General features: G+C 70.0%; 17 protein-coding genes and 1 pseudogene. 10 read left to right on the top strand and 8 right to left on the bottom strand.

What is annotated here, in order from left to right; genetic code table 11:
• The 6 genes and pseudogenes from DKL51_RS02980 to DKL51_RS02955 form a co-directional block, all read left to right on the top strand.
• Nucleotides 1-978 (top strand): annotated as a pseudogene (locus DKL51_RS02980) (serine protease); the annotation flags it as partial.
• Nucleotides 979-987: 9 nt separating this feature from the next.
• On the top strand, nucleotides 988-2,433 hold the full coding sequence (locus DKL51_RS02975; protein WP_109943752.1) for a hypothetical protein: 1,446 nt from the start codon (nucleotides 988-990) through the stop codon (nucleotides 2,431-2,433).
• Nucleotides 2,434-2,636: 203 nt separating this feature from the next.
• Entirely contained in the window at nucleotides 2,637-3,314 is a 678-nt protein-coding gene (locus DKL51_RS02970) for a response regulator transcription factor (protein WP_109943753.1), read from the top strand.
• 95 nt (nucleotides 3,315-3,409) lie between these two features.
• Nucleotides 3,410-4,825: a sensor histidine kinase gene (locus DKL51_RS02965; protein WP_109943754.1), complete on the top strand. Its 1,416-nt coding sequence runs from the start codon at nucleotides 3,410-3,412 to the stop codon at nucleotides 4,823-4,825.
• Between the two features lie 125 nt (nucleotides 4,826-4,950).
• Entirely contained in the window at nucleotides 4,951-5,505 is a 555-nt protein-coding gene (locus DKL51_RS02960; protein ID WP_109943755.1) for a phosphatase PAP2 family protein, read from the top strand.
• 63 nt (nucleotides 5,506-5,568) lie between these two features.
• Nucleotides 5,569-6,237 carry a DedA family protein gene (locus DKL51_RS02955; protein ID WP_207783771.1) on the top strand — a complete coding sequence of 223 codons (669 nt, stop codon included), beginning with the start codon at nucleotides 5,569-5,571 and terminating at the stop codon, nucleotides 6,235-6,237.
• Nucleotides 6,238-6,246: 9 nt separating this feature from the next.
• Here the strand turns inward: DKL51_RS02955 and DKL51_RS02950 are convergent, their stop codons facing one another.
• Together DKL51_RS02950 and DKL51_RS02945 are read right to left on the bottom strand one after the other, a co-directional pair.
• Nucleotides 6,247-6,978 carry a polysaccharide deacetylase family protein gene (locus tag DKL51_RS02950; RefSeq protein WP_109943756.1) on the bottom strand — a complete coding sequence of 244 codons (732 nt, stop codon included), beginning with the start codon at nucleotides 6,976-6,978 and terminating at the stop codon, nucleotides 6,247-6,249.
• Nucleotides 6,975-7,859, bottom strand: a complete 885-nt coding sequence (locus DKL51_RS02945) for a glycosyltransferase family 2 protein (RefSeq protein ID WP_109943757.1) — start codon at nucleotides 7,857-7,859, stop codon at nucleotides 6,975-6,977. Before DKL51_RS02945 ends, DKL51_RS02950 begins: the two co-directional genes overlap by 4 nt.
• Nucleotides 7,860-8,151: 292 nt before the next feature.
• On the opposite strand from DKL51_RS02945, the gene DKL51_RS02940 reads away from it, so the two are divergent.
• Together DKL51_RS02940 and DKL51_RS02935 are read left to right on the top strand one after the other, a co-directional pair.
• Nucleotides 8,152-8,973, top strand: coding sequence for a COG4705 family protein (locus tag DKL51_RS02940; RefSeq protein ID WP_207783772.1), 822 nt, complete (start codon nucleotides 8,152-8,154; stop codon nucleotides 8,971-8,973).
• A gap of 271 nt (nucleotides 8,974-9,244) precedes the next feature.
• Nucleotides 9,245-10,150 carry a ZIP family metal transporter gene (locus DKL51_RS02935; RefSeq protein ID WP_109943758.1) on the top strand — a complete coding sequence of 302 codons (906 nt, stop codon included), beginning with the start codon at nucleotides 9,245-9,247 and terminating at the stop codon, nucleotides 10,148-10,150.
• Between the two features lie 112 nt (nucleotides 10,151-10,262).
• Here DKL51_RS02935 and DKL51_RS34685 read toward each other — a convergent pair whose 3' ends face one another.
• The 3 genes from DKL51_RS34685 to DKL51_RS02925 form a co-directional block, all read right to left on the bottom strand.
• Complete coding sequence (locus DKL51_RS34685; RefSeq protein ID WP_165823063.1) at nucleotides 10,263-10,415, bottom strand: hypothetical protein; 153 nt, start codon at nucleotides 10,413-10,415, stop codon at nucleotides 10,263-10,265.
• Between the two features lie 212 nt (nucleotides 10,416-10,627).
• Entirely contained in the window at nucleotides 10,628-11,308 is a 681-nt protein-coding gene (locus tag DKL51_RS02930) for a tRNA(His) guanylyltransferase Thg1 family protein (RefSeq protein ID WP_221623120.1), read from the bottom strand.
• Nucleotides 11,309-11,313: 5 nt separating this feature from the next.
• Nucleotides 11,314-11,916 carry an ATP-binding protein gene (locus DKL51_RS02925; RefSeq protein WP_207783773.1) on the bottom strand — a complete coding sequence of 201 codons (603 nt, stop codon included), beginning with the start codon at nucleotides 11,914-11,916 and terminating at the stop codon, nucleotides 11,314-11,316.
• Between the two features lie 35 nt (nucleotides 11,917-11,951).
• Between DKL51_RS02925 and DKL51_RS02920 the strand changes: the two genes are divergently transcribed.
• Nucleotides 11,952-13,166 (top strand): MFS transporter, encoded by a 1,215-nt coding sequence (locus DKL51_RS02920; RefSeq protein ID WP_243422284.1) that lies wholly within the window; start codon nucleotides 11,952-11,954, stop codon nucleotides 13,164-13,166.
• A 147-nt stretch (nucleotides 13,167-13,313) separates the two neighbouring features.
• On the opposite strand, the gene DKL51_RS02915 is transcribed toward DKL51_RS02920, so the two are convergent.
• The 3 genes from DKL51_RS02915 to DKL51_RS02905 form a co-directional block, all read right to left on the bottom strand.
• Nucleotides 13,314-16,079 (bottom strand): glycosyl hydrolase, encoded by a 2,766-nt coding sequence (locus tag DKL51_RS02915; protein WP_109943760.1) that lies wholly within the window; start codon nucleotides 16,077-16,079, stop codon nucleotides 13,314-13,316.
• Nucleotides 16,080-16,355: 276 nt separating this feature from the next.
• Entirely contained in the window at nucleotides 16,356-18,191 is a 1,836-nt protein-coding gene (locus DKL51_RS02910) for an AMP-dependent synthetase/ligase (protein ID WP_109943761.1), read from the bottom strand.
• 117 nt (nucleotides 18,192-18,308) lie between these two features.
• On the bottom strand, nucleotides 18,309-18,569 hold the full coding sequence (locus DKL51_RS02905) for a hypothetical protein (protein WP_109943762.1): 261 nt from the start codon (nucleotides 18,567-18,569) through the stop codon (nucleotides 18,309-18,311).
• 145 nt (nucleotides 18,570-18,714) lie between these two features.
• Here DKL51_RS02905 and DKL51_RS02900 point away from each other — a divergent pair, with 145 nt between their 5' ends.
• Nucleotides 18,715-19,104: a DUF2267 domain-containing protein gene (locus DKL51_RS02900; protein WP_109943763.1), complete on the top strand. Its 390-nt coding sequence runs from the start codon at nucleotides 18,715-18,717 to the stop codon at nucleotides 19,102-19,104.
• The last annotated feature ends 22 nt before the right edge of the window (nucleotides 19,105-19,126 follow it).

Here is a 19,126-nt window from a genome sequence, read left to right as displayed (position 1 = left end):
GGGGTGACCGTCGTCGGTCCCCGAGGCGCCGGGCCGGGGGAGCGGGCCGGCGTGGCGGGCGCGGGCGGCCTGCGAGCGCGCCGGCCGGCGCTCGCCGGAGACGCCCATCTGGTCTTCCTGCACGGCCGCGGCCAGGTGGGTCGGGATCCGCAGCGGTTGCGGGCGGGCTGGGCCGCGGGCCTGGCGGCGGGACTGGGCGCGGGTGGCCTGAGCCCCGTCGACGCCGCGGACGTCTGGTTCCCCTTCTACGCCGACGAGCTGCAGCGGGCGGCGGACGGGCGGGAGGCGCTCGCCGATCCGTCCACCGCGCCGCTGTACGAGGAACTGGTGTGCGAGGCGGCGGAGCGGGCCGGCATGCCGCCCGGCCTCCCCGCCCTGCCCGCGGACCCGGCGGCACTCGGGGCGCCTCCGGGCCTGGCGCTGCCCAGCGGGCAGGAGGGCCTTCTCGACTCCGTGGTGGGCCGGCTGCACCGGCCGTTGAGCTGGCTGGCGAACCGCAGCGGCCTGGACGAGGCGATCATCGCCGCCGTCTTCGCCGACGTGGCCGCGTACCTCGACCGGCCGGCCGTCCGCGACCGCGTGCTCGACGCGGTGCTCGGCTGCCTGCCGTCCGACGGCCGGATGGTGCTGGTCAGCCACAGCCTCGGCACGGTCGTCGCCCTGGACCTGCTCACCCGGCTACCCGACACGCTCGCCGTCGACACCCTGGTCACCGCGGGCAGCCCGCTCGGCATGGACGCCGTCTACAAGCGCCTCCTCGCCGGCGGACCCCGTCGCCCCGACCGGGTCCACACCTGGGTGAACGCGTGGTGCCCCGCCGACGCGGTGGCGATCGGCTGTCCCCTGCACGGCACCTGGGGCACTGACGTGACCGACGTGATCACCGACAACGCCAAGGACCGGGCGCACAGCATCGCCGAGTACCTGTCCGACCCGCGGGTGGCGCGCACCGCCGTCGACCGGTCGGCCGTGCCCTGAGGAGCGCAGATGACCACCCTGACGCAGCGGTTGGCCCGGCCCGGGTTCATCGGCTGGCTGACCGGCGAACGTACCCGGGTCTGGTTGCGACGTAAGGCCGTCGGCCTCTGGATGAACGTCGTCATCCTGCTGGCCGTCGCGGTCGCGGCCCTGACGGTCGGCGTCCAGGCGGAGCGGGGCGGTTCGCCGCCGCAGTGGGGCGTCGCGGCGCTGAAGCTCTTCGTGCTCTGGTGCCTGTCGTTCCTGCCCGGCTGGCTGTACGTGCGGTTCCTCGGCATGCGCGCCAAGGTGCTGTGGAACGAGTACGTGCTCAACCTGCACCGGCTCGGCTGGGACAACCGCCGACGCCTCCCCGAGCTGCTGATCGACGCCGACGCGTCGGGCGGGCAGCCGCTAAGGACGGACAACATCTACCGGCAGAAGTTCGAGTCCTACTACGGCCGCCAGGTGCCGCGGGCGGCGATGCGCGCCGCCCCCGACGAGGAGACCGACGACTACCTCGTCAGCAGCGAGTCCCTGTTCCCGATCTTCCTCGCGACGGCGATGTTCGCCACCGGCTGGGCGGCCGTGCTCTGGGACACCCGCTTCGTCGTCGCCCCGGCCGGGCCCTGGGACGTGCTGAAGTACGCCTTCCTCGGCGCGTACGCCTTCGTCACCGGGATGCTGCTGCGCCGGTACTTCCAGAGCGACCTGCGCCCCAGCGCGTACGCCAGCGCCGTGCTCCGGGTCGTCCTGGTGCTCCTGGTCGTCACGGTCGTGCACCAGGTCGTCGGCGCGACGGCGACGCTCGCCCAGGGCGCCGAGATGGCGGTCGCCTTCGTGGTCGGGTTCTTCCCCCTGGTCGGACTGCAGTTCCTGGAGCGGCTGGCGTCGCGGGTGCTGCGGCACGCCGTTCCGACCGTCGCCCCGGACTACCCGCTCGACCAGCTCGACGGGCTCAACCTCTGGTACGAGGCGCGGCTGGTCGAGGAGGGGGTCGAGGACATGCAGAACCTGACGACGATGAACCTGGTCGACGTCATCCTGCACACCCGGGTCCCGACCGGCCGCCTCGTGGACTGGGTCGACCAGGCGTTCCTGCTGATCCACCTCGAGCAGGCGGAACGCCGGGAGGTTCGACGGGAACGCCGAAGCGACGGAGCCGGCGCCGCCGACGGCGGCGCCGCGGCCCGGGTGCGGCTCCGTCGGGCCGGCATCCGCACCGCCACCGACCTGCTCAAGGTCTTCTCCGCCGGGGACGGCCAGGCGCCTGGTCCGGGGCCGCTGCGGCGGCGCTTCCGGGCACCAGACGGTGTCAGGCGACTGCCGCTGCCGGAGGACCAGCTGCGGCTGCTCGTCGTCGTGCTGTCAGCGGAGCCGGGGCTCGCGCCGATCTGGAACTGGCAGCGCAACGGCGTTCCGCTCCGTCGGAACGAGCCGCGTTCCGAGGTGCGGCTCGTGCCCGGGGACTCTTAGCCTGGATCCGTGGACGGGGTCCGCTGTGCCCGGACGCGCCGCAGCGGGCCGTGCTGTCGGACGAGACGAGTCCCGTACCGCAGGGGTGACAGGCGTCACGCCAGGCGGAACGCCGTCTCACCTCCCAGCATCGCGTCATGATGGGAGGTGGCGCGAACCCGGCCGGGGACGTGAGTGTCCGTGGGCGGGAAGGTGGGAGCGGAGTGCGGGTGCTGGTCGTGGAGGACGAGACCGCTCTGGCGGAGGTGATCCGGGCCGGCCTGACCGACGAGGGTTTCGCCGTCGACGTGCAGCACACCGGGACCGACGGCCTGTGGGCGGCCACCGAGAACCCCTATGACGTGGTGGTGCTCGATATCATGCTGCCCGGTCTCAACGGCTACGAGGTGTGCCGGCAGTTGCGGTCCCGGGGAGTCTGGACGCCGGTACTGATGTTGACCGCCAAGGAAGGCGAGTACGACCAGGCCGATGCCTTCGACCTCGGCGCCGACGACTATCTGATCAAGCCGTTCTCGTTTGTGGTGCTGGTGGCCCGGCTCCGCGCCCTGGTCCGCCGGGGCGCGCCGGTGCGGCCGGTGGTGCTGACCGCCGGCGACCTGGCCGTCGACCCGGCCCGGCGGCAGGTCTCCCGGGCCGGGCAGCCGGTCCGGGTGACCGCGCGGGAGTTCGCGTTGCTGGAGTTCCTGATGCGGCACCGCGGGGACGTGGTGTCCAAGACGCAGATCATCGAGAACGTCTGGGACGCCCACTTCGAAGGTGACCCCAACATCGTCGAGGTGTACGTCGGATACCTACGCCGCAAGATCGACCAACCGTTCGGCCGGACCGCCATCCAGACGGAGCGGGGGATGGGCTACCGGCTGGCGGCCGACGGCGGGTAGCAGCGCACCGCCGGCGGGCAACGCCGCCGGGGCGGACGAGCGCTGTTAGGCAGCTCTCAGGGTCTTCTCAGCCCTGGGGAACCTACGCTGCGGGAATGGCTGCCATACCCCGTCCGCTCCGGGAACCCGTCCGGTGGCTCCGCCGCCGGCTGGGCGTGCGGCTGCGCTCGGCGCTGGCCGCCTCGGTGGTGGTGGCGGTGGCCTTCGGGGTCGGCGCGGCCGCCTTCATCTACCTGGCCCGTGCAAACCTGGTCGGCAACGTGGACGCGGCGGCGAGGCAGCGCGCTGGGGAGGTGGCCACGGCGGTGGCCGGCGGCGACCGGGACGACATCGCCCAGACGCTGAAGCCCAGCCCAGGGGAGCAGACCCTGGCGCAGGTCCTGGCGCCGTCCGGTCGGGTAGAGGCGGCGTCGGCGGTGCTCGGGGGCGCTGCACCGCTGTCGCCGCTGCGCCCCGCCGCCGGTCAGGTGCTGCGGGAACAGCGGACGCTGCCGTTCGCCGATGAAGACCCTTTCCGGGTGGTGGCCGTAGGTGTGGGCACCCGGTCGGGTACCCGAACTGTGCTGCTGGCCCAGTCCCTGCGGCCGGTGAACGAGAGCACCGAGGTTGTCGCCGCGATCCTGGTCGTCGGGTTGCCGCCGATGCTGCTCGTGGTTGGTGGGGCGGTCTTCCTGTTCGTCGGCCGGTCGTTGCACGCAGTGGAAGCGATTCGAAGCCGGGTCGCCGGCATCACCGCCCGTGACCTGCACGCCCGGGTGCCGGTGCCGGCGGCGCACGACGAGGTGGCGGCACTGGCGGAGACGATGAATTCCATGCTCGACCGCCTGGAGACCGCGGCGGCGGGTCAGCGGCGGTTCGTCGCCGACGCCAGCCACGAACTACGCAGCCCACTGGCCACCCTGCAGGCCGGCCTGGACCGGCTGGCGCTCGTGCCGCTGCCGGACGCCAACGATGATCTGGTCCGGCTGATGCGGCTGGAGTCGCAACGGCTGGGCCGTCTGATCTCCGATCTCCTGCTGCTCGCCCGGATCGACGAGCACGGCCCCGCCCTGCGCCGTGAGGACGTCGACCTGGACGACCTGGCCTACACCGAGCGGGACCGGCTCGCCGCCCGCCGGCCGGACCTGACGGTGCAGGCCCAGCTTGCCCCGGTACGGGTGACCGGCGACGCGCACGACCTCGGGCGGGCGCTGCGCAACCTCGCTGACAACGCCGCTCACCACGCGCGGCGGGAAGTCGTCCTGCGGGTCTTCGCCGACGACGGGTGGGGCTGTCTCGACGTCACCAACGACGGGCCGGGAGTCCCCGAGGTGGAGCGGGAGCGGATCTTTGAGCGGTTCGTCCGGCTCGACGACAGCCGAGCACGCGCCGACGGCGGGAGCGGCCTGGGACTGTCGATCACCCGGGAGATCGTCGCGGCGCACGGCGGGACCGTCCGGGTGCTGCCTGGGCCCGGGATGACGGTCCAGGTCCGGCTGCCGCTGGCCGCTGACGGGCGACCGACCGGCTGAACCGGGAGGATGCCCGCGTGCCGGCTGCCCGGCCGGTCGCCCTTTCAGCCTCCTCTCAGGCGAGAGCGGGCAGGCTGGGATCAGCCGGTCGGGGAAGCCGGGTCAGCGATGGAGTCGGACGAGTCATGAACTACCACCTGTTCCAGCTCGTCAACGCCGCCGCCGGACGCAATGATTCGGTGGATGACGTGATGGAGTGGTTGGCGGTCTGGCTGATCTACGTCCTGGGCGGCCTGACGGTCGTCCCGCTGCTGCTCGGCCTGAAATCACGCGGGCGGTCGCCCGTCGTATGCGTCGTGGTGTCCCTTGCCCTGGCGTTCGCAATCGGGCAGTTGGTCGCCGCCGCCAGCACCGAAGTCCGCCCGTTCCAGACCCATCGAGTGCACCAGCTGATCCCGCACGACGCGGGCGCGTCGCTGCCCAGCGACCACGCCACAGCCGCCTTCGCGGTGGCCTTCGCGATCGGGGTGTTTCTGTCCTGGCGCTGGGGGGTAGCGCTGTCGGTGCTGGCCACCGTCATCGGATTCGCCCGGGTATGGACAGGTGTGCACTATCCGGCCGACATTGTCGCCGGCGTAGTCATCGGCGCGGTAGCCGTGCTGATCGCCGCGTTCGGCGGGCGCGCGTTCGACCGGCGAAGCCACCGTCGCGGGTCGGGCATCGCTGTCGGCAGCCGGTGACCGCATCCCTCGTCCGCCCGCTCCCCGCAGGCTTTCCGCCGCGCCTATTCGGAGGTCCCCCTCGTGTCGACGTCTCTGGCCCTGCCGGCGGTGGGTCCCAGTTTCCTCAATCCGGAGTGGTTGATCTCCACGTTCGGGTTGATCGGTATCCTCGCCATCGTCTTCGCCGAGTCCGGCCTGCTGATCGGTTTCTTCCTCCCCGGTGACTCGCTGCTGTTCACCGCCGGGCTGCTCGTCGCCGACGGCCGCTACCTGCAGCAGCCGCTGTGGTTGGTCTGCCTGCTGGTGGCCGTCGCCGCGATCGCCGGGGACCAGGTGGGCTACTTGTTCGGCAAGCGGGTCGGCCCGAGCTTGTTCCGGCGGCCGAACTCGCGGTTGTTCAAGCAGGAGAACGTGCAGCGGACGAACGACTTCTTCGCCAGGTACGGGGCCCGTTCGATCGTGCTGGCACGGTTCGTGCCGATCGTGCGGACGTTCACCCCGATCATCGCCGGGGTCAGCCGGATGCACTACCGGACGTTCCTGATCTACAACATGCTCGGCGGGGCGCTCTGGGGCATCGGCGTCACCGTGCTGGGCTACTTCCTCGGCCAGATCGCCTTCGTCAAGTCCAACATCGAGTTCATCCTGCTCGGCATCGTCCTGGTCTCCGTGGTACCGATCGGCATCCAACTGCTCCGGTCCCGGCGGCACGCCGCCCAGGCGTCCGATAAGGCGACGATCCGTGACTGAGCGGTCCCGTCAATGGCCCACGTCGGGTTGGTAGGCGGGCACGTCGAGCAGCTCATCGACGGTGACGAAATGAAAGCCGCTGGCCAGTAACGCCTCGGTGGTCAGCTTGACCGCCTCGACAGTCTGGCTGCGGTTGCCGCCCCTGGCATCGAATCCGTCGTGGAAGATCAGGATGGTGCCGGGCCTGGTCTTCGCGATCGCTTTGCGGGCGATCGCCGCCGCGTCGATCTGCAGTACCTCGAGGGCGTGGCAGAACACGCCGGACACTGGCTGCAATGCCGCTGCTCGCAGCATCCGCAGCAGCGGGGGATGCCGCCACAGCCAGGGGGAGCGGGCCAGCGCGGGTGCGCGGCCGACGTACTGGCGAAGGACCTCCTGCGTCCGGTGGACCTCTCTTTTGTAGCGGCCCGGACGAAGGTAGCTGCTGAAGCTGTGAGTCAGTGAGTGGTTACCCACGACGTGGCCGGCGGTAATCATCCGTCTGGTCGTGGCGGGGTGCCGCTCCACGCAGCTGCCTACCTGGAAGAACGTGGCGCGGACATGCCGGCTGTCGAGGTAGTCGAGGATCTGGGAGGTGTACGGCTCGTTGGGGCCGTCATCGAAGGTCAGTGCGACGACCCGCTTCGTCGAGGCTCCCCGGTAGGGGTAACGGCCGAACAGTTGGCAGTAGGGAGACAGGAATGCCCAGTAGCCGGCGAGGATGATGGCGACGAGGAGCAGCCCGCCGGCGAGCCACCTCATCGGTGCCCGTCCTGGCCTGCGCTCGCCCGGATGTGCCGCAGGAACGAGTGATAGGTGTCGGACACCCTCCCGGCTTGCGCGGCGGAGGGAATCGCCAGTAGCGCTGCGGCCGCGACGCTGCCGATGATGCGCCAATGGCGCGTCCCGGCGCGGCGGCTGGTACGGAAGGCGGGTGCGGATCCGAGGACGCGGCGGCCGAACAACCGGTTCAACAGGTACGCCAGCAGATAGTGCACGAGCAGCGTGACGAACATGTTGTAGACCAGGCCGCGGGTCAGCCGCCGCCCGGAGCTGTGGCTGGGATTGCTTCGGTCAAACACCACGCGACCCTGACGGCGTAGCCTGCGCAGCAGGTCCAACTCGTCGCCACCCTGCGTCAGGTTCGTGTCGTAACCGGGAAAGTGGTCCCGGCGCATGGCGATGTTCGTCGCGGTCACGTAGAACACCCGCCCGGTCAGCCGGTAGGCCAGGCCGACGAGCGCGAACAGCAGCCGGGCGTACAGCCGTCCCCAGTGCGGACCGTCCTTGTACCGGCACGGGCCGACCACCGCCACCACCCGGTCGTCCGCGGCGAACGCATGGTGGATCTTGTCCAGCCAGTCCGGGTCATAGGTGGTGTCGGCGTCCGCCGATACGATGATCTCGCCGCCGCTGGCCTGGGCGCCGCGCTGTCGGGCCGCGCAGACGCCGCGCTCGCGCTCCGTCACCACAGTAGCCCCGAGGCTCTGGGCTATCGCGGCCGTGGCGTCGGTGCAGTTGTTGTCCACGACGATGATCTCGCAGCCGTCCACGACCTGTTGGGCTTGTAGCGATGCGATTGTCGCAGCGATGTAGTCGGCTTCGTTGAAGCAGGGGATGACCACACTGAACCGTACGCCCACTCCGTCACCTTCCGCTTACTCCAGTATGTAGCGGTGCGGCTCCGACGGACGGCCGCCAACAGCCACCTCCCTCGGTCGGTCGCCCGCGACGCAACGTGGCTCACATGATCGACGATGCGACCTGAGAGCGAGCTGATAAAGAGGCACGGCAAGACTTCAGCAGAGGAGTGGGCTTCGGTGGGGTTAGCCTCAGCTCACCAGCGCGTAGCCGGCGCGCCGTTCACAATTGACCCATTTATGAGGTAGCAAGTTTCTCAGCCACGCTTCAGGTCCGTTCTGCGAGCCTCCCGGGATGAAGATCGACAATCAGTATGCCTCGGTGCCGCAGGTTCGACAGATGTTGAACAAGGTGCCTGAGGTCACCTTCTACTTCTGGGTCATCAAGGTCCTGGCGACCACGGTGGGGGAGACGGCGGCGGACTTCCTCAATGTCAATCTGCACCTCGGTCTGACTGGCACGACGGTGGCGATGGTCGTTGTGCTGGCCGTCGTGCTCGTCGTGCAGTTCAGAGCCGACCGGTACGTTCCTTGGGTCTACTGGCTGGCGGTCGTGTTGATCAGCATCGTGGGCACGCTGATCACCGACAACCTGGTGGACAACCTCGGCGTGCCGTTGGAGGTCACCACGGCCGTCTTCGCCGTGGCGCTCGCGGCGACGTTCATGGCCTGGTACCGCAGCGAGCGCACCTTGTCGATCCACACGATCGTCACCTCCCGGCGGGAGGGGTTCTACTGGGCGGCGATCCTGTTCACGTTCGCCCTCGGTACGGCCGCGGGGGATCTGCTGGCGGAAAGCATGGATCTGGGCTATTGGCGGTCCGGGCTCATCTTCGGCGCTCTGATTGCTCTGGTGGCGGCGGTGTACTCCCGGTCCTGGCTGGGCGCGATCCCGGCCTTCTGGATCGCCTACGTCCTGACCCGCCCGCTCGGCGCGTCGTTGGGCGACTACCTGTCCCAGGCCCAGGACGACGGGGGTCTCGGTCTGGGCACGGTCGTGACCAGCGTCCTGTTCCTGGCGACGATCCTGGCACTGGTCGTCTACCTGAGCATCACAAAGCGGGACACGTCGCCGGCGGTGCCGACGGACGGAAGGAGTCCTGCCCTGCAGCGGTGACCAGGCAGCCGCAGGCTGTTCTCGGAGTATCCGGCCAAGGTCGGTGGGCGCCGCCATGGTGGCAGCTCCCGCCGGCCCGGGCCCGGTCCAACCTCGTGCTCGGGTTCGCCGAGCGCCGACGCACCTTCACCGTCGGTGGTGCCGGTACCTGGGAGGGTCCCCCCAGCTTGAGCTGCGAGCGGACGGTGCCATGCTAAAGGCCGGACTTGTTCCACGGGTATAGCAAGGCTAACCTAACACTCGTCTGTATTCCCGTCGTCGGAGTGAGCCCGTGTCCGCGTCCCAGATTGCCCTGCTCGGTGCCATCGCCGGGTTCACCATCTTTCTCGGCCTGCCCATCGGACGGCTGCGCAGCCCAGCGCCGCGGATGCGGGCGCTGCTCAACGCCACAGCCATCGGCATCCTGCTGTTCCTGCTGTGGGACGTCCTCACGCACGCGTGGGAGCCCCTCGACGAGGCGGTCGGCAAGCAGGCCTACGGCTCGGCTGTCGTCGACGGGGTGGTACTGGGCGGTGGTCTCGCGGTCGGGCTGCTCGGGCTGGTGTACTTCGACCGGTGGATGGCTGGCCGCCGTGCGCGAATGAGCCCCCCGGTGGCTGCTGTGGTGAGCCCGCCGGTGGCTGTCAGCGTCGGCGCGGGTGACGCCGCCCCGGCCGCCGAACGCGGCGCCACCGCTCTCGCGCCCGTAGCTGCTGGTGCGGATCGGGGGGCCTGGGGCAGCCCTGCCCGGCAGCTCGCCCTGCTGATCGCGGTCGGCATCGGGTTACACAACTTCGCCGAGGGACTGGCCATCGGCAACTCGGCTGCCCAGGGGGAGATCGCCCTGGCCGTGCTGCTGATCATCGGGTTCGGGTTGCACAATGCCACCGAAGGCTTCGGCATCGTGGCGCCCCTGGCTGCTGCGGGCACACGCCCGTCCTGGGGCTACCTGGCTGCGCTCGGCCTGATCGGTGGCGGGCCTACCTTCCTGGGAACACTGATCGGGCAGCAATTCACCAACGACCTCATCAGCGTCGCGTTCCTGGCGCTGGCCGCCGGGTCGATCCTGTACGTGGTCATCGAGCTGCTCGCCGTCGGTCGCCGAATGGGCCCCAAGCACATCTTCACCTGGGGTCTGCTGGCCGGGCTGCTGCTCGGTTTCGCCACCGACGCGATCGTCACCGCCGCCGGCGTGTGACCCTCGGCCGTGCGGCCGGACCCACCTGGGCCCAATGTGGCAGACGGCGGACGGTAACGCGGAGCTGCCCGATCGTAGTCGTGGGCCGGTGAGCGCTGGTCGGACGTGGTGCTCAGCGCATGGTCCCGGTATGGCGGAGTGAGTAGCGACCGGGCTGCGGCCAGACCAGCAGGCCGTGCGGCTCGGTACCCACCGCGATCTTCCGGATCAGGTGACCGTCGCGGGTGTCGATGGCGTAGACGACGCCGTCGTAGCGGCCGGACATCCACATCACCGTGCCGCTGCACCGAGCGATGCCGCCCGGTTCGTGCCCCCGATGCGATCCGTGATCGACCGGATGGAGATGTCGGCCTCTCGAGTTCTCGCACAGGTCCGAGCATGTCGGGGTCTGCTGCCGATGCGTTTAGTTTCGGCTTGTGGCGACGGCGGTGATGAGCTGCCGGTAGGCGTCCTTCATCGGTAGCTCGCGTTCGGTTTTCATCCGGCGGCGGGTGGTGGTGACGGGGGTGGCGCGTACGGGATCGAAGCCCTGGTGTTCGTAGGTTTCCCACCACAGTCCGATGCCGGCCGCTGCCAGGTGGGCAGGTCGTTGAAGTTGATGCCGTGGCGGTACAACAGCTCGTTCTTGTCCGACGTACCGGCTCCGTCCAGCGTGCGGTTGGCCTGCCGAGGCGACTGGCCGTCCTTTCGGAGAGTCCAGTAACACCAGCCGTTGAGCGCGCTGCGGGTTGCGTCGGACTGCCGCCAGGAGAAGTAGTCGGCGACATCCTCGACCCCGACCCCGACCCAGAGGCGGGCGTCGAAGTGAGCCGGCTCGGTGGCCGCATGGGTGAACGCCGCGGAGGCGACGCCTGCCGAAATCGACACGAGCTTCTCCACGCCGCGGCCGAACAGGTCGGAGGCAGGATCGAGCAACACCGAGATCTCGTCGCTCTCGGTGTAGGCGTAGCGGCCACCCAGTTCTGTCAGCAGCGCCTGGGCGGTGACCACCATGAGGTCGCAGAACCGGGCATCGAACGGCTTGTCGAAACGCTGCTCGGTGAGCCGGGAGAAGCCCCGCCCGTCGACCCGGATCACCGTCCAGGCACCTGGTAGCACGCTCAACGAGTGGAAGTACTCTCGGGCCCGTTGCCGGGCCTCGAACTCCTTGACGTCCACCACTTTCACCCTTCCATGGGCTCTACCTGGAACCCGCCCCTGCCGTCGAGCCGGACTTCGTACAGCCGGTCGAATCCGTCGGCCTGGCGAGGGCGTCGCAGCCGCTTGAGCGTGTCATACAGCCCAACGTCCGGCACCCGGTCCCGATCCGCACGAGCGGCGTTGCGGTCGAGCGCCGCCGGCAGATCGGGCGGGAACCAGTACCCGACCGTCATCGCGCCGTGGGCGTGGGCAGCCTCGATCAGCGGTTGCCACTCCTGAGGTGACGGGTTGGTGTTGTCCACCACGACGCAATGCCTTGCGGCCAGGGCCTCGTTGACCAGACGCATCTGACGGCGCTGACGATGGCGGGCGTTCGGGAACGCGTCCTTGCTCACCACCACGTGGCTGTCGGCCAACATGCGCCGGCGGAACGTCGTCTTGCCCGACCCCTGCAGACCGATCAAGATCGCCAGTTCCAGCCCGTCCACCACCGCCTCCGGTACCGCTTGACCCCCGTTTGCCGACATCGACGGGGGCGACGCGGTGGATCCGTCCGCCGCCGGGGTGGCGGGGCCGATATGCGCGCGCACCGCGGGCGGTTCGTTGGGCCTGCTGGTCTGATCCACGCCCGACCAGCTTGCCATTAGGCCAGACTGCACAGGTGAAAACCACCGCGCTCACCATCAGGTGGACGCCGTGGCGGTTCGTGACCGCCTTCGGTGTGGTCAGCCTGCTGTCGGACGTGGTGTACGAGGGTGCCCGGTCAGTCATCGGCCCCTACCTGGCCACCCTCGGCGCATCCGCGACCCTCGTCGGGCTGGTCACCGGCGCCGGGGAGGCGTTCGCCCTGACCGGGCGGCTGGCCACCGGGCCGCTCGCCGACCGTACCCGGGCCTACTGGCCGCTCGTCCTGGTCGGCTACGCCGTGACCATCGTCGCCGTCCCCGCGCTCGGGCTGACCACCGCGCTGTGGCTCGCTGCGGCGCTGTTCATCGCGGAGCGTGCCGGCAAGGCGATCCGCGGCCCGGCGAGGGATGTCATGCTCTCCCACGCCGCTGCGGCCGTAGGCCGAGGCAAGGGCTTCGCCGTCCACGAGGCGCTCGACCAGGCCGGCGGCGTTGCCGGGCCGCTGCTGGTCGCCGCCGTACTGGCCGCCACCGGCTACAACTACCGGCCCGCATTCCTCGCCCTGGCCGTACCCGCTGTGGCGACGATGCTCCTGCTGCTGTGGCTGCGCGCCGGTGTGCCCGACCCGCGTCGCTTCGAACCCGGCCCTCGACCCGGTGCAGCGCCCGCCCCACCGGCCGGCCGGCTACCCCGCGTGTTCTGGACCTACCTGGCGTTCACGGTGCTGACCACGGCCGGCTACGCCACCTTCGGGGTGCTCAGCTTCCACCTCGCCACACGGCACGTCGTACCGGCGGCGGTGGTCCCTGTGGTGTACGCCGGTGCGATGGCCATCGACGCGGTCGCCGCGCTGGCCTCCGGATACCTGTACGACCGGGCCGGCTTCCGGGTCCTGGCCGCCGTACCCGTTCTGACCACCCTGATCCCGCTGGCTGCCTTCACCACCTCGGCAGTCGCGGTCGCCGGGGTCCTGGCCTGGGGCGCTGTGCTCGGCATCCAGGAATCCACCATGCGGGCGGCCATCGCCGACATCGTCCCCGCTGCTCGGCGAGGCACCGCTTACGGTATCTTCGCCGCCGGTCTGGGCGGGGCAACCCTCGTCGGGGGGCTGCTCACCGGTGCCCTCTACGACTACTCGATCACCGCCGTCATCCTCACCGTGGCCGGCATCCAGGCCTTCGCCCTGGCGCTGCTCCTCGTCAAAGTTCTACCGCGAAGGCCGAGGAATTCTGGTCAACGGGTGGGGTAGCCGAGATCTGACGGCCAACCCGCCGGGTGAGTCAGGTCGCCGGACGCCCTGATTGCCGCCACGTTCGGCCCGCCCGCCTCGGCGTACGCGTCAATGCCGGTGGCCGGGCGCTCGTCTGCGCCCGGCCACCGTTCTCACGCCGCCCCGCTACAGCAGGCTGAGCGGCGTCTTCCAGATGCCGCGGCCGTGGGTGGCCGCGTAGAGGTAGCCGTCCGCGCCGACCGTCAAGTCGAACACCGTCGTCAGCGGCAGGGCGCCGGTGGTGCCGGAGACGCCGCCGATCCGCTTCCAGTCACTCACCGCACCGGCGCTGTCGATCGTGCCGACCATGACGCCGTAGTCGGTCCCGACCACCAGCTTGCTGCCGTAGCGCACGACGTCGGTGCCGGGTACGTCCGGCGTGCCGGCGGACTCGTTGGTCCAGGTCACCTTGCCGTCCTTGGTGAGGACGCCCTTCCACACGTGGTCCTGCTGCGCGCCGGGGCCCTCGATGAAGCGGCGGTTGTAGCCGTTGAACACCAGGTAGACCGTGGCGGCGTTGCCGGAGACGCTGTCGATGTGGACGGCGCTCGGGTACCGCGAGGGCAGCCCGGTCAAGTCCAGCTCGTGCCAGCTGCCGCCGAAGTTGGTCTGCACGCCGCGGGTGAAGCCGCCGCTGTTGCAGTTGCTCTCGCCGCACCAGGCCGCGACGACGACGTCCTTCGTGGCGTCCTGCTTCGCGGTCGGGTCGGCCACCGCGTCGAGCCCGACCACCATCCGGCCGGTCGAGCCCAGCGTGGCCCGCTTGGTCCAGCCGTGGTTGGCCAGCGACTCGGCCTGCTCCTCCGTGGTGGAGAACCCGAGGTCGTGGGTCCAGATCGAGTTGCCGCCGGCGACCCAGCGCTCGCTGGCGTGGTCACCGGTGTTCTCCGAGCCCCGGACGGGCCGGAACGGCGCGGTGAAGCGCGGGTTGGCGTCCGGTACGGCCAGGTCGATGACGGCGTTCTTCGACCCGTCGGTCTGACCGCAGGTCGTGGTCATCCACAGCTCGAGGTAGACGTACTCGTCGAGGATGTGGCACCCGTTCTTCGAGTCGACGATGATGTCGCCGCCGTCGCCGCCGAACGGGGACACCATCTCGGCGTTGCCCTGGTTGTCCTTGCGGTCGCCGCGCAGCAGCGAGCCGCCGTTGTCCTGCAGGCCGCCGGAGATCGCGTAGCCGCCCCGCTGCGGGTCGACGCCGACGCCGACCGAGTAGTACTGCAGGGTGCCCAGGCCCTGAGAGTGGTTCGCCCAGTCCTTCGCGTGCCCGAGGCTGTCCAACGTCCCGTTGACCGGCCGCGACTTCACGCCGCCGTCGTTGCCGACGTAGACCCGGTTGCCGTACGTGATGACCGAGTGCTGGTCGGAGTGGGTCGTCTGCGGGCAGGTGTTCTCCGCGTCGGAGATCGCCCAGCACTTCAGACCGAAGTTCCAGTAGGGGCCCGGGGTGGTCCAGTTCGACCCACCGTTGGTGGTCTCGTAGACCTCCTCGAGTCCCAGCCAGACGTGATCCGGGTGCCCGGGCTCGGCCAGGATGAAGTTGTTGTACCAGGCCTGCACGCCCGGCCGGTAGTAGAGGCCGTTGGCGCCGCTCAGCGCCGAGCCGGAGGCCTGCAGCTTGCCGCTGTCCGCGATCTGTGTCCACGGCCCGGCGAGGGTGCCGCTGGCCGACTTGAAGACGCCGTAGAGCACGGTCATGGGGGAGTGGCTGAGCTTCGTCGGCGACTCGACCACGGCGTACAGGACGCTCTTCTTGCCCGCCGCGTCGGTGCCCCACGCGAACTCGGTGTTGCCGACCTGCTGGTAGCCGAGGGCGCCCTGCGGGTTGACCTGGGTGAAGGTGTTCGGGGCGCCGGTGGCGCTGTAGTAGAACCCGTTGTAGCTGGCGTCCCCATTGCGCCAGGCGGCGTTGGCCAGGACACCGCCGGCGTCGTCGATGGCGACGTCGTTGACGATGTTCTTGTACGGCTGGCTGATGTTGCTGTCCGCGGTGGGGTTCGGCATGAACACGTTGGTCCACGTCCTGCCCGCCACCGGCTTGTTGCTCTTGTCCAGCGGGTAGCGCCACAGGCCGCGGGTGGTGCCCGCGTACGCCCAGTGCGTCACGTCGTCGAAGCGGACCTTGTTGATGCCACGGCTCTCCAGCTCGGTGCCGCCGAGCCGGTCGGTGTCCGTGAACTGCGCCGTGGCCAGGTCCGAGCTGGCCGCCCGCGAGTTGCGGAACACGCCCGCGCCGACGTACGAGGTCGCGCCGGTGTTGGCCTCACCGGTCGCGTACCAGAGGGCGCCGTCGTGGTACTCCAGGTCGCCGGTGGACAGCGAGAGGATGCTGTCGGAGATCGCCTGCCACTTGCCGTCGTCCGCCGGGTCGTCGAGGTTGTTCAGCTTCTTGCGGAAGACGCCGCCGTTGGCGCCGCCCGCGAAGAGGTAGCCGCCGCCGGCGGCGAGGCCGGTCACCCGACCGGCGACGTAACCGGCGCCGCCGGAGGAGTTGGAGAAGTTCGGGTCGCGGTAGTTCGGGTCGTCCGCGTCGTACGGCAGGTTCGTCACCTCGGACCAGGTGCTGCCGTTCGAGGCGAGGGACCGGAAGTCGCCGAGGCTGGAGGAGAGCTGGCCGGCGGCGACGGAACCGTAGGGCGCCAGGCGCGCGTTGGCCACGGAGGTGATCGAGCTGAGGATTTCCGAGGACTCGGACTCGGGGTCGCCGACGATGCCTTCGACGCCGTGCCCCTCCTCCTCTTCCTCGCCACCTATTCTTTCGAGATAGCCGCGGTAGTGCGGCTCGTTGTCGTCCATGTTGTAGAGCAGGCCGGCGGTTGTAACCGCTGCGGCGGCGACCACGGTGGCGGTCACCGCCGCGACCCGCCTGCGCTTGGTGAGCAGCAAGGCCATGGGGATGCCTCCTGGGAGGTGGGAGGCCCGCGGTATTCGGGCTGATCAGAAGGTAGTGCTCGATACGTCCCGACGGAATAGGTCTTCGCGTGCAATTTGCCCCGGGCAACCGGGTGGGTGGTTTGAGGTGATCTCCACTGGAAGGCGCGGAGCGCTCCCAGGCCGTAGGGGACGGCCCCCGCACGTCTGTTAATTGTCCTGGGGCAACAAAAGATGGATCGGCATATCTCCGTATTTGCCGGTCTTACGGCCGACCTGCGGGCAGCGATTTTCGATCTAGTGACCGATGTAGAGGGCGTCGATCTCGGCGGTGCGGCGTCGCTGCACGACCTCGCGTTTGATCTTCAAGGTGGGGGTGAGTTCGCCGCCGGCCTCGGTGAAGTCGTCGGGCAGGATGCGGAACGTCTTGATCGCCTCCGCCTTGGAAACCGACCTGTTGGCCTCGCCGATCGCGGCTTGGACGTCGCCGTGCAGGGTGGGATCGTCGCGCAGCTCGGCCACCGAGGCGTCCGGGTGACCGTGCGCGGTTCGCCAGCGGGACCAGGCCTGCGGGTCGATGGTGATCAGCGCGGCGATGTACGGCCTGCGGTCACCGACGAGCATGCACTGGCTGACCAGCGGGTGCGCGCGCACCCGATCCTCGATCGGTTCGGGAGCGACGTTCTTGCCCGCCGCCGTCACCATGATCTCCTTGGTGCGTCCGGTGATTGTCAGATAACCGTCGGAGTCGAGGTTGCCGAGGTCGCCGGTGCGGAACCAGCCGTCGGCGGTGAACGTCTCGCGGGTGGCGTCCGGGTTGTTCCAGTAGCCCTGGAACACCACGTCGCTCCGGACGAGGACCTCCCCGTCGTCGCTGATGGCGATCTCCACGCCGGGTAGCGGCCGGCCGACCGTGCCGATCCGCATCGCGGACGGCCGGTTCGCCGCCAGCGCCGGAGAGGTTTCGGTCAGCCCGTACCCCTCGAGCGGAGTCAGGCCGGCCCCGCGGAGAAAGTGCCCGAGCCGCTCACCGAGCGGGGCGCCGCCGACGATCGCGATGCGGCATCGCCCGCCGAACGCCGCCCGCAGCTTCCGGTAGACCAGCAGGTCGAAGCCGCGCCGCAGCAGCCGGAGGACCGGTCCCGGGCCGGACGGGGTGTCCAGCGCCCGGCTGTACCGCACCGCCACCCGGTCCGCGGCGGTGAACAGCCACCCCTGGTGCTCGTCGACGGCCTTCTGCCGGGCCCGGTTGTACACCCGCTCGAACACCCGGGGCACGGCGAGGATGAACGTCGGCCGGTACCGGCGCAGCTGGTCCAGGACGCCGCCCATGCTGGCGCTGTGCACCATCGTCGCTCGTTTCAGCACCACGCCTATCTGGATCATCCGGGCGAACGCGTGCGCCAACGGCAGGAACAGCACCGTCAGGGCGCCAGGATTGAACAACTCCGGCAACGCCGCCGTCGCATTGCCGACGTCGAGGAAGATGTTGCGGTGCGTCAGCACGCAGCCTTTCGGTCGGCCCGTCGTCCCGCTGGTGTAGACGATCGTCGCCGTGTCCCGCTCCGACACCGCGCCACGTCGGGCGTCCATCCGCTCGTCATCGACGGTCCGGCCCTGCTCCGCCAGCCGGATCAGGTCGCCGGAGTCGATCTGCCAGACCTGGCCCAGTGCCGGCAGCCCGTCCCGTAAGCCGGCCAGCATCGCGGCGTGATCGGCCGTCTCCACCACGCAGGCCACCGCGCCCGAGTCGGCGAGGATCCAGGCCAGCTGCTCGGCGCTCGACGTGTCGTACACGGGCACGGTCACCGCCCCGATCGACCAGAGCGCGTAGTCGACCAGCGTCCACTCGTACCGGGTCCGGCTCATCAGCGCCACCCGGGCTCCCGGCTCCACCCCTGCCGCGATCAGGCCGCGCGCCACCGTCAGCACGTCGTCACGGAACTCCCGGCAGGTCACCGCGGACGTGTCACCGGGCCCGGGCCGGTGCGTCGGCCACGACCGGCGGTCCGGGTCCGGCCGCAGGAACTGCACCGTGTCCGGGTACCGCTGCGCGTTCTCCCACACCACATCGGCCAGTCCCACCGACTCGCGGCCGGTGATCTCCGGCTCCACCGTGACGCTTTGCCGCATGCCCTACGCCCCCTGGCTCTCGACCGATTCGATGGTCCTGGTCGTGGATGTGCGTACCGGGCCGCGCCGGATTCTCCAGCGCGACCCGACCTCTCGACGGCGGACCGGACAACGCCCCTACCGGCTGCTCTTGAGCTTCTGGTGGAGCTGCTCCGGATCACGGACGAAGTCCATCTTCTTGTCCCGGGCCCGGGAGAAGTCGTCGATCATGTGCTGCACCTCGCCGGGGGTGAACCGTCGGTCCTCGTCACCCTCCTTCTGCAGCCACTTGATCACTTCGTCGTAGTTCTTCCAGTCCCGCTTGCCCATCAGGCGCTCGATGTCGGAAACCTCGTAGTCCTTCTGCATCGCCTGGCTGGACGGGTCGTGGATCTTCATCAGCTGCTCCTCCCCGTGTGGGTGCTTCGTCGCGCGAGTCCCCGCGCCCAACGCGGACAAACGCACCCCTACCCGAACGGTTCTCGTTTGTGGCCGGTGGCTCCGGGTAGCCACGCTGTCTCCGCGACAGGAAGGACGGGCAGGCATGGCTGAGCTTGGGTTCTTCGAGAAGGTGGCCGCACGGGCCGGCGTCTCGGCGCAGACGGCGCAGTCCCTGACCGAGGCCACCCTGCGCACGCTCGCGGAGCGGATCAGCGGCGGCCAGGCGGCGGACCTGGCGGACCACGTCGCCCACGAGCTACGCCCCCTCCTGGCCAGGGCCCGGCCGGAGGAGCCGGAGGTGTTCGCGTACGACGAATTCCTCCGGCGGGTGGCGGACCGCGCGGGGGTGGAGGAAGCCGTCGCCGAGCGGGGCGCCGGGGCCGTCCTGCAGACCCTGCACCGCGTGGTCGGGCCCGACGAGTTCCAGGACGCGATGGCGCAACTGCCGACGGAGGTCCAAGCCCTGGCGCAGCCCGTGCCTCACGGACCGTGACCGGGCCGGCGGTGCCGTTGAG

Source organism: Micromonospora globispora, assembly GCF_003857015.1.
Classification (GTDB): domain Bacteria; phylum Actinomycetota; class Actinomycetes; order Mycobacteriales; family Micromonosporaceae; genus Micromonospora; species Micromonospora globispora.
The sequence above is the reverse complement of the archived record's forward strand: the minus strand, read 5'-3'. Positions and strand labels throughout refer to the sequence as shown.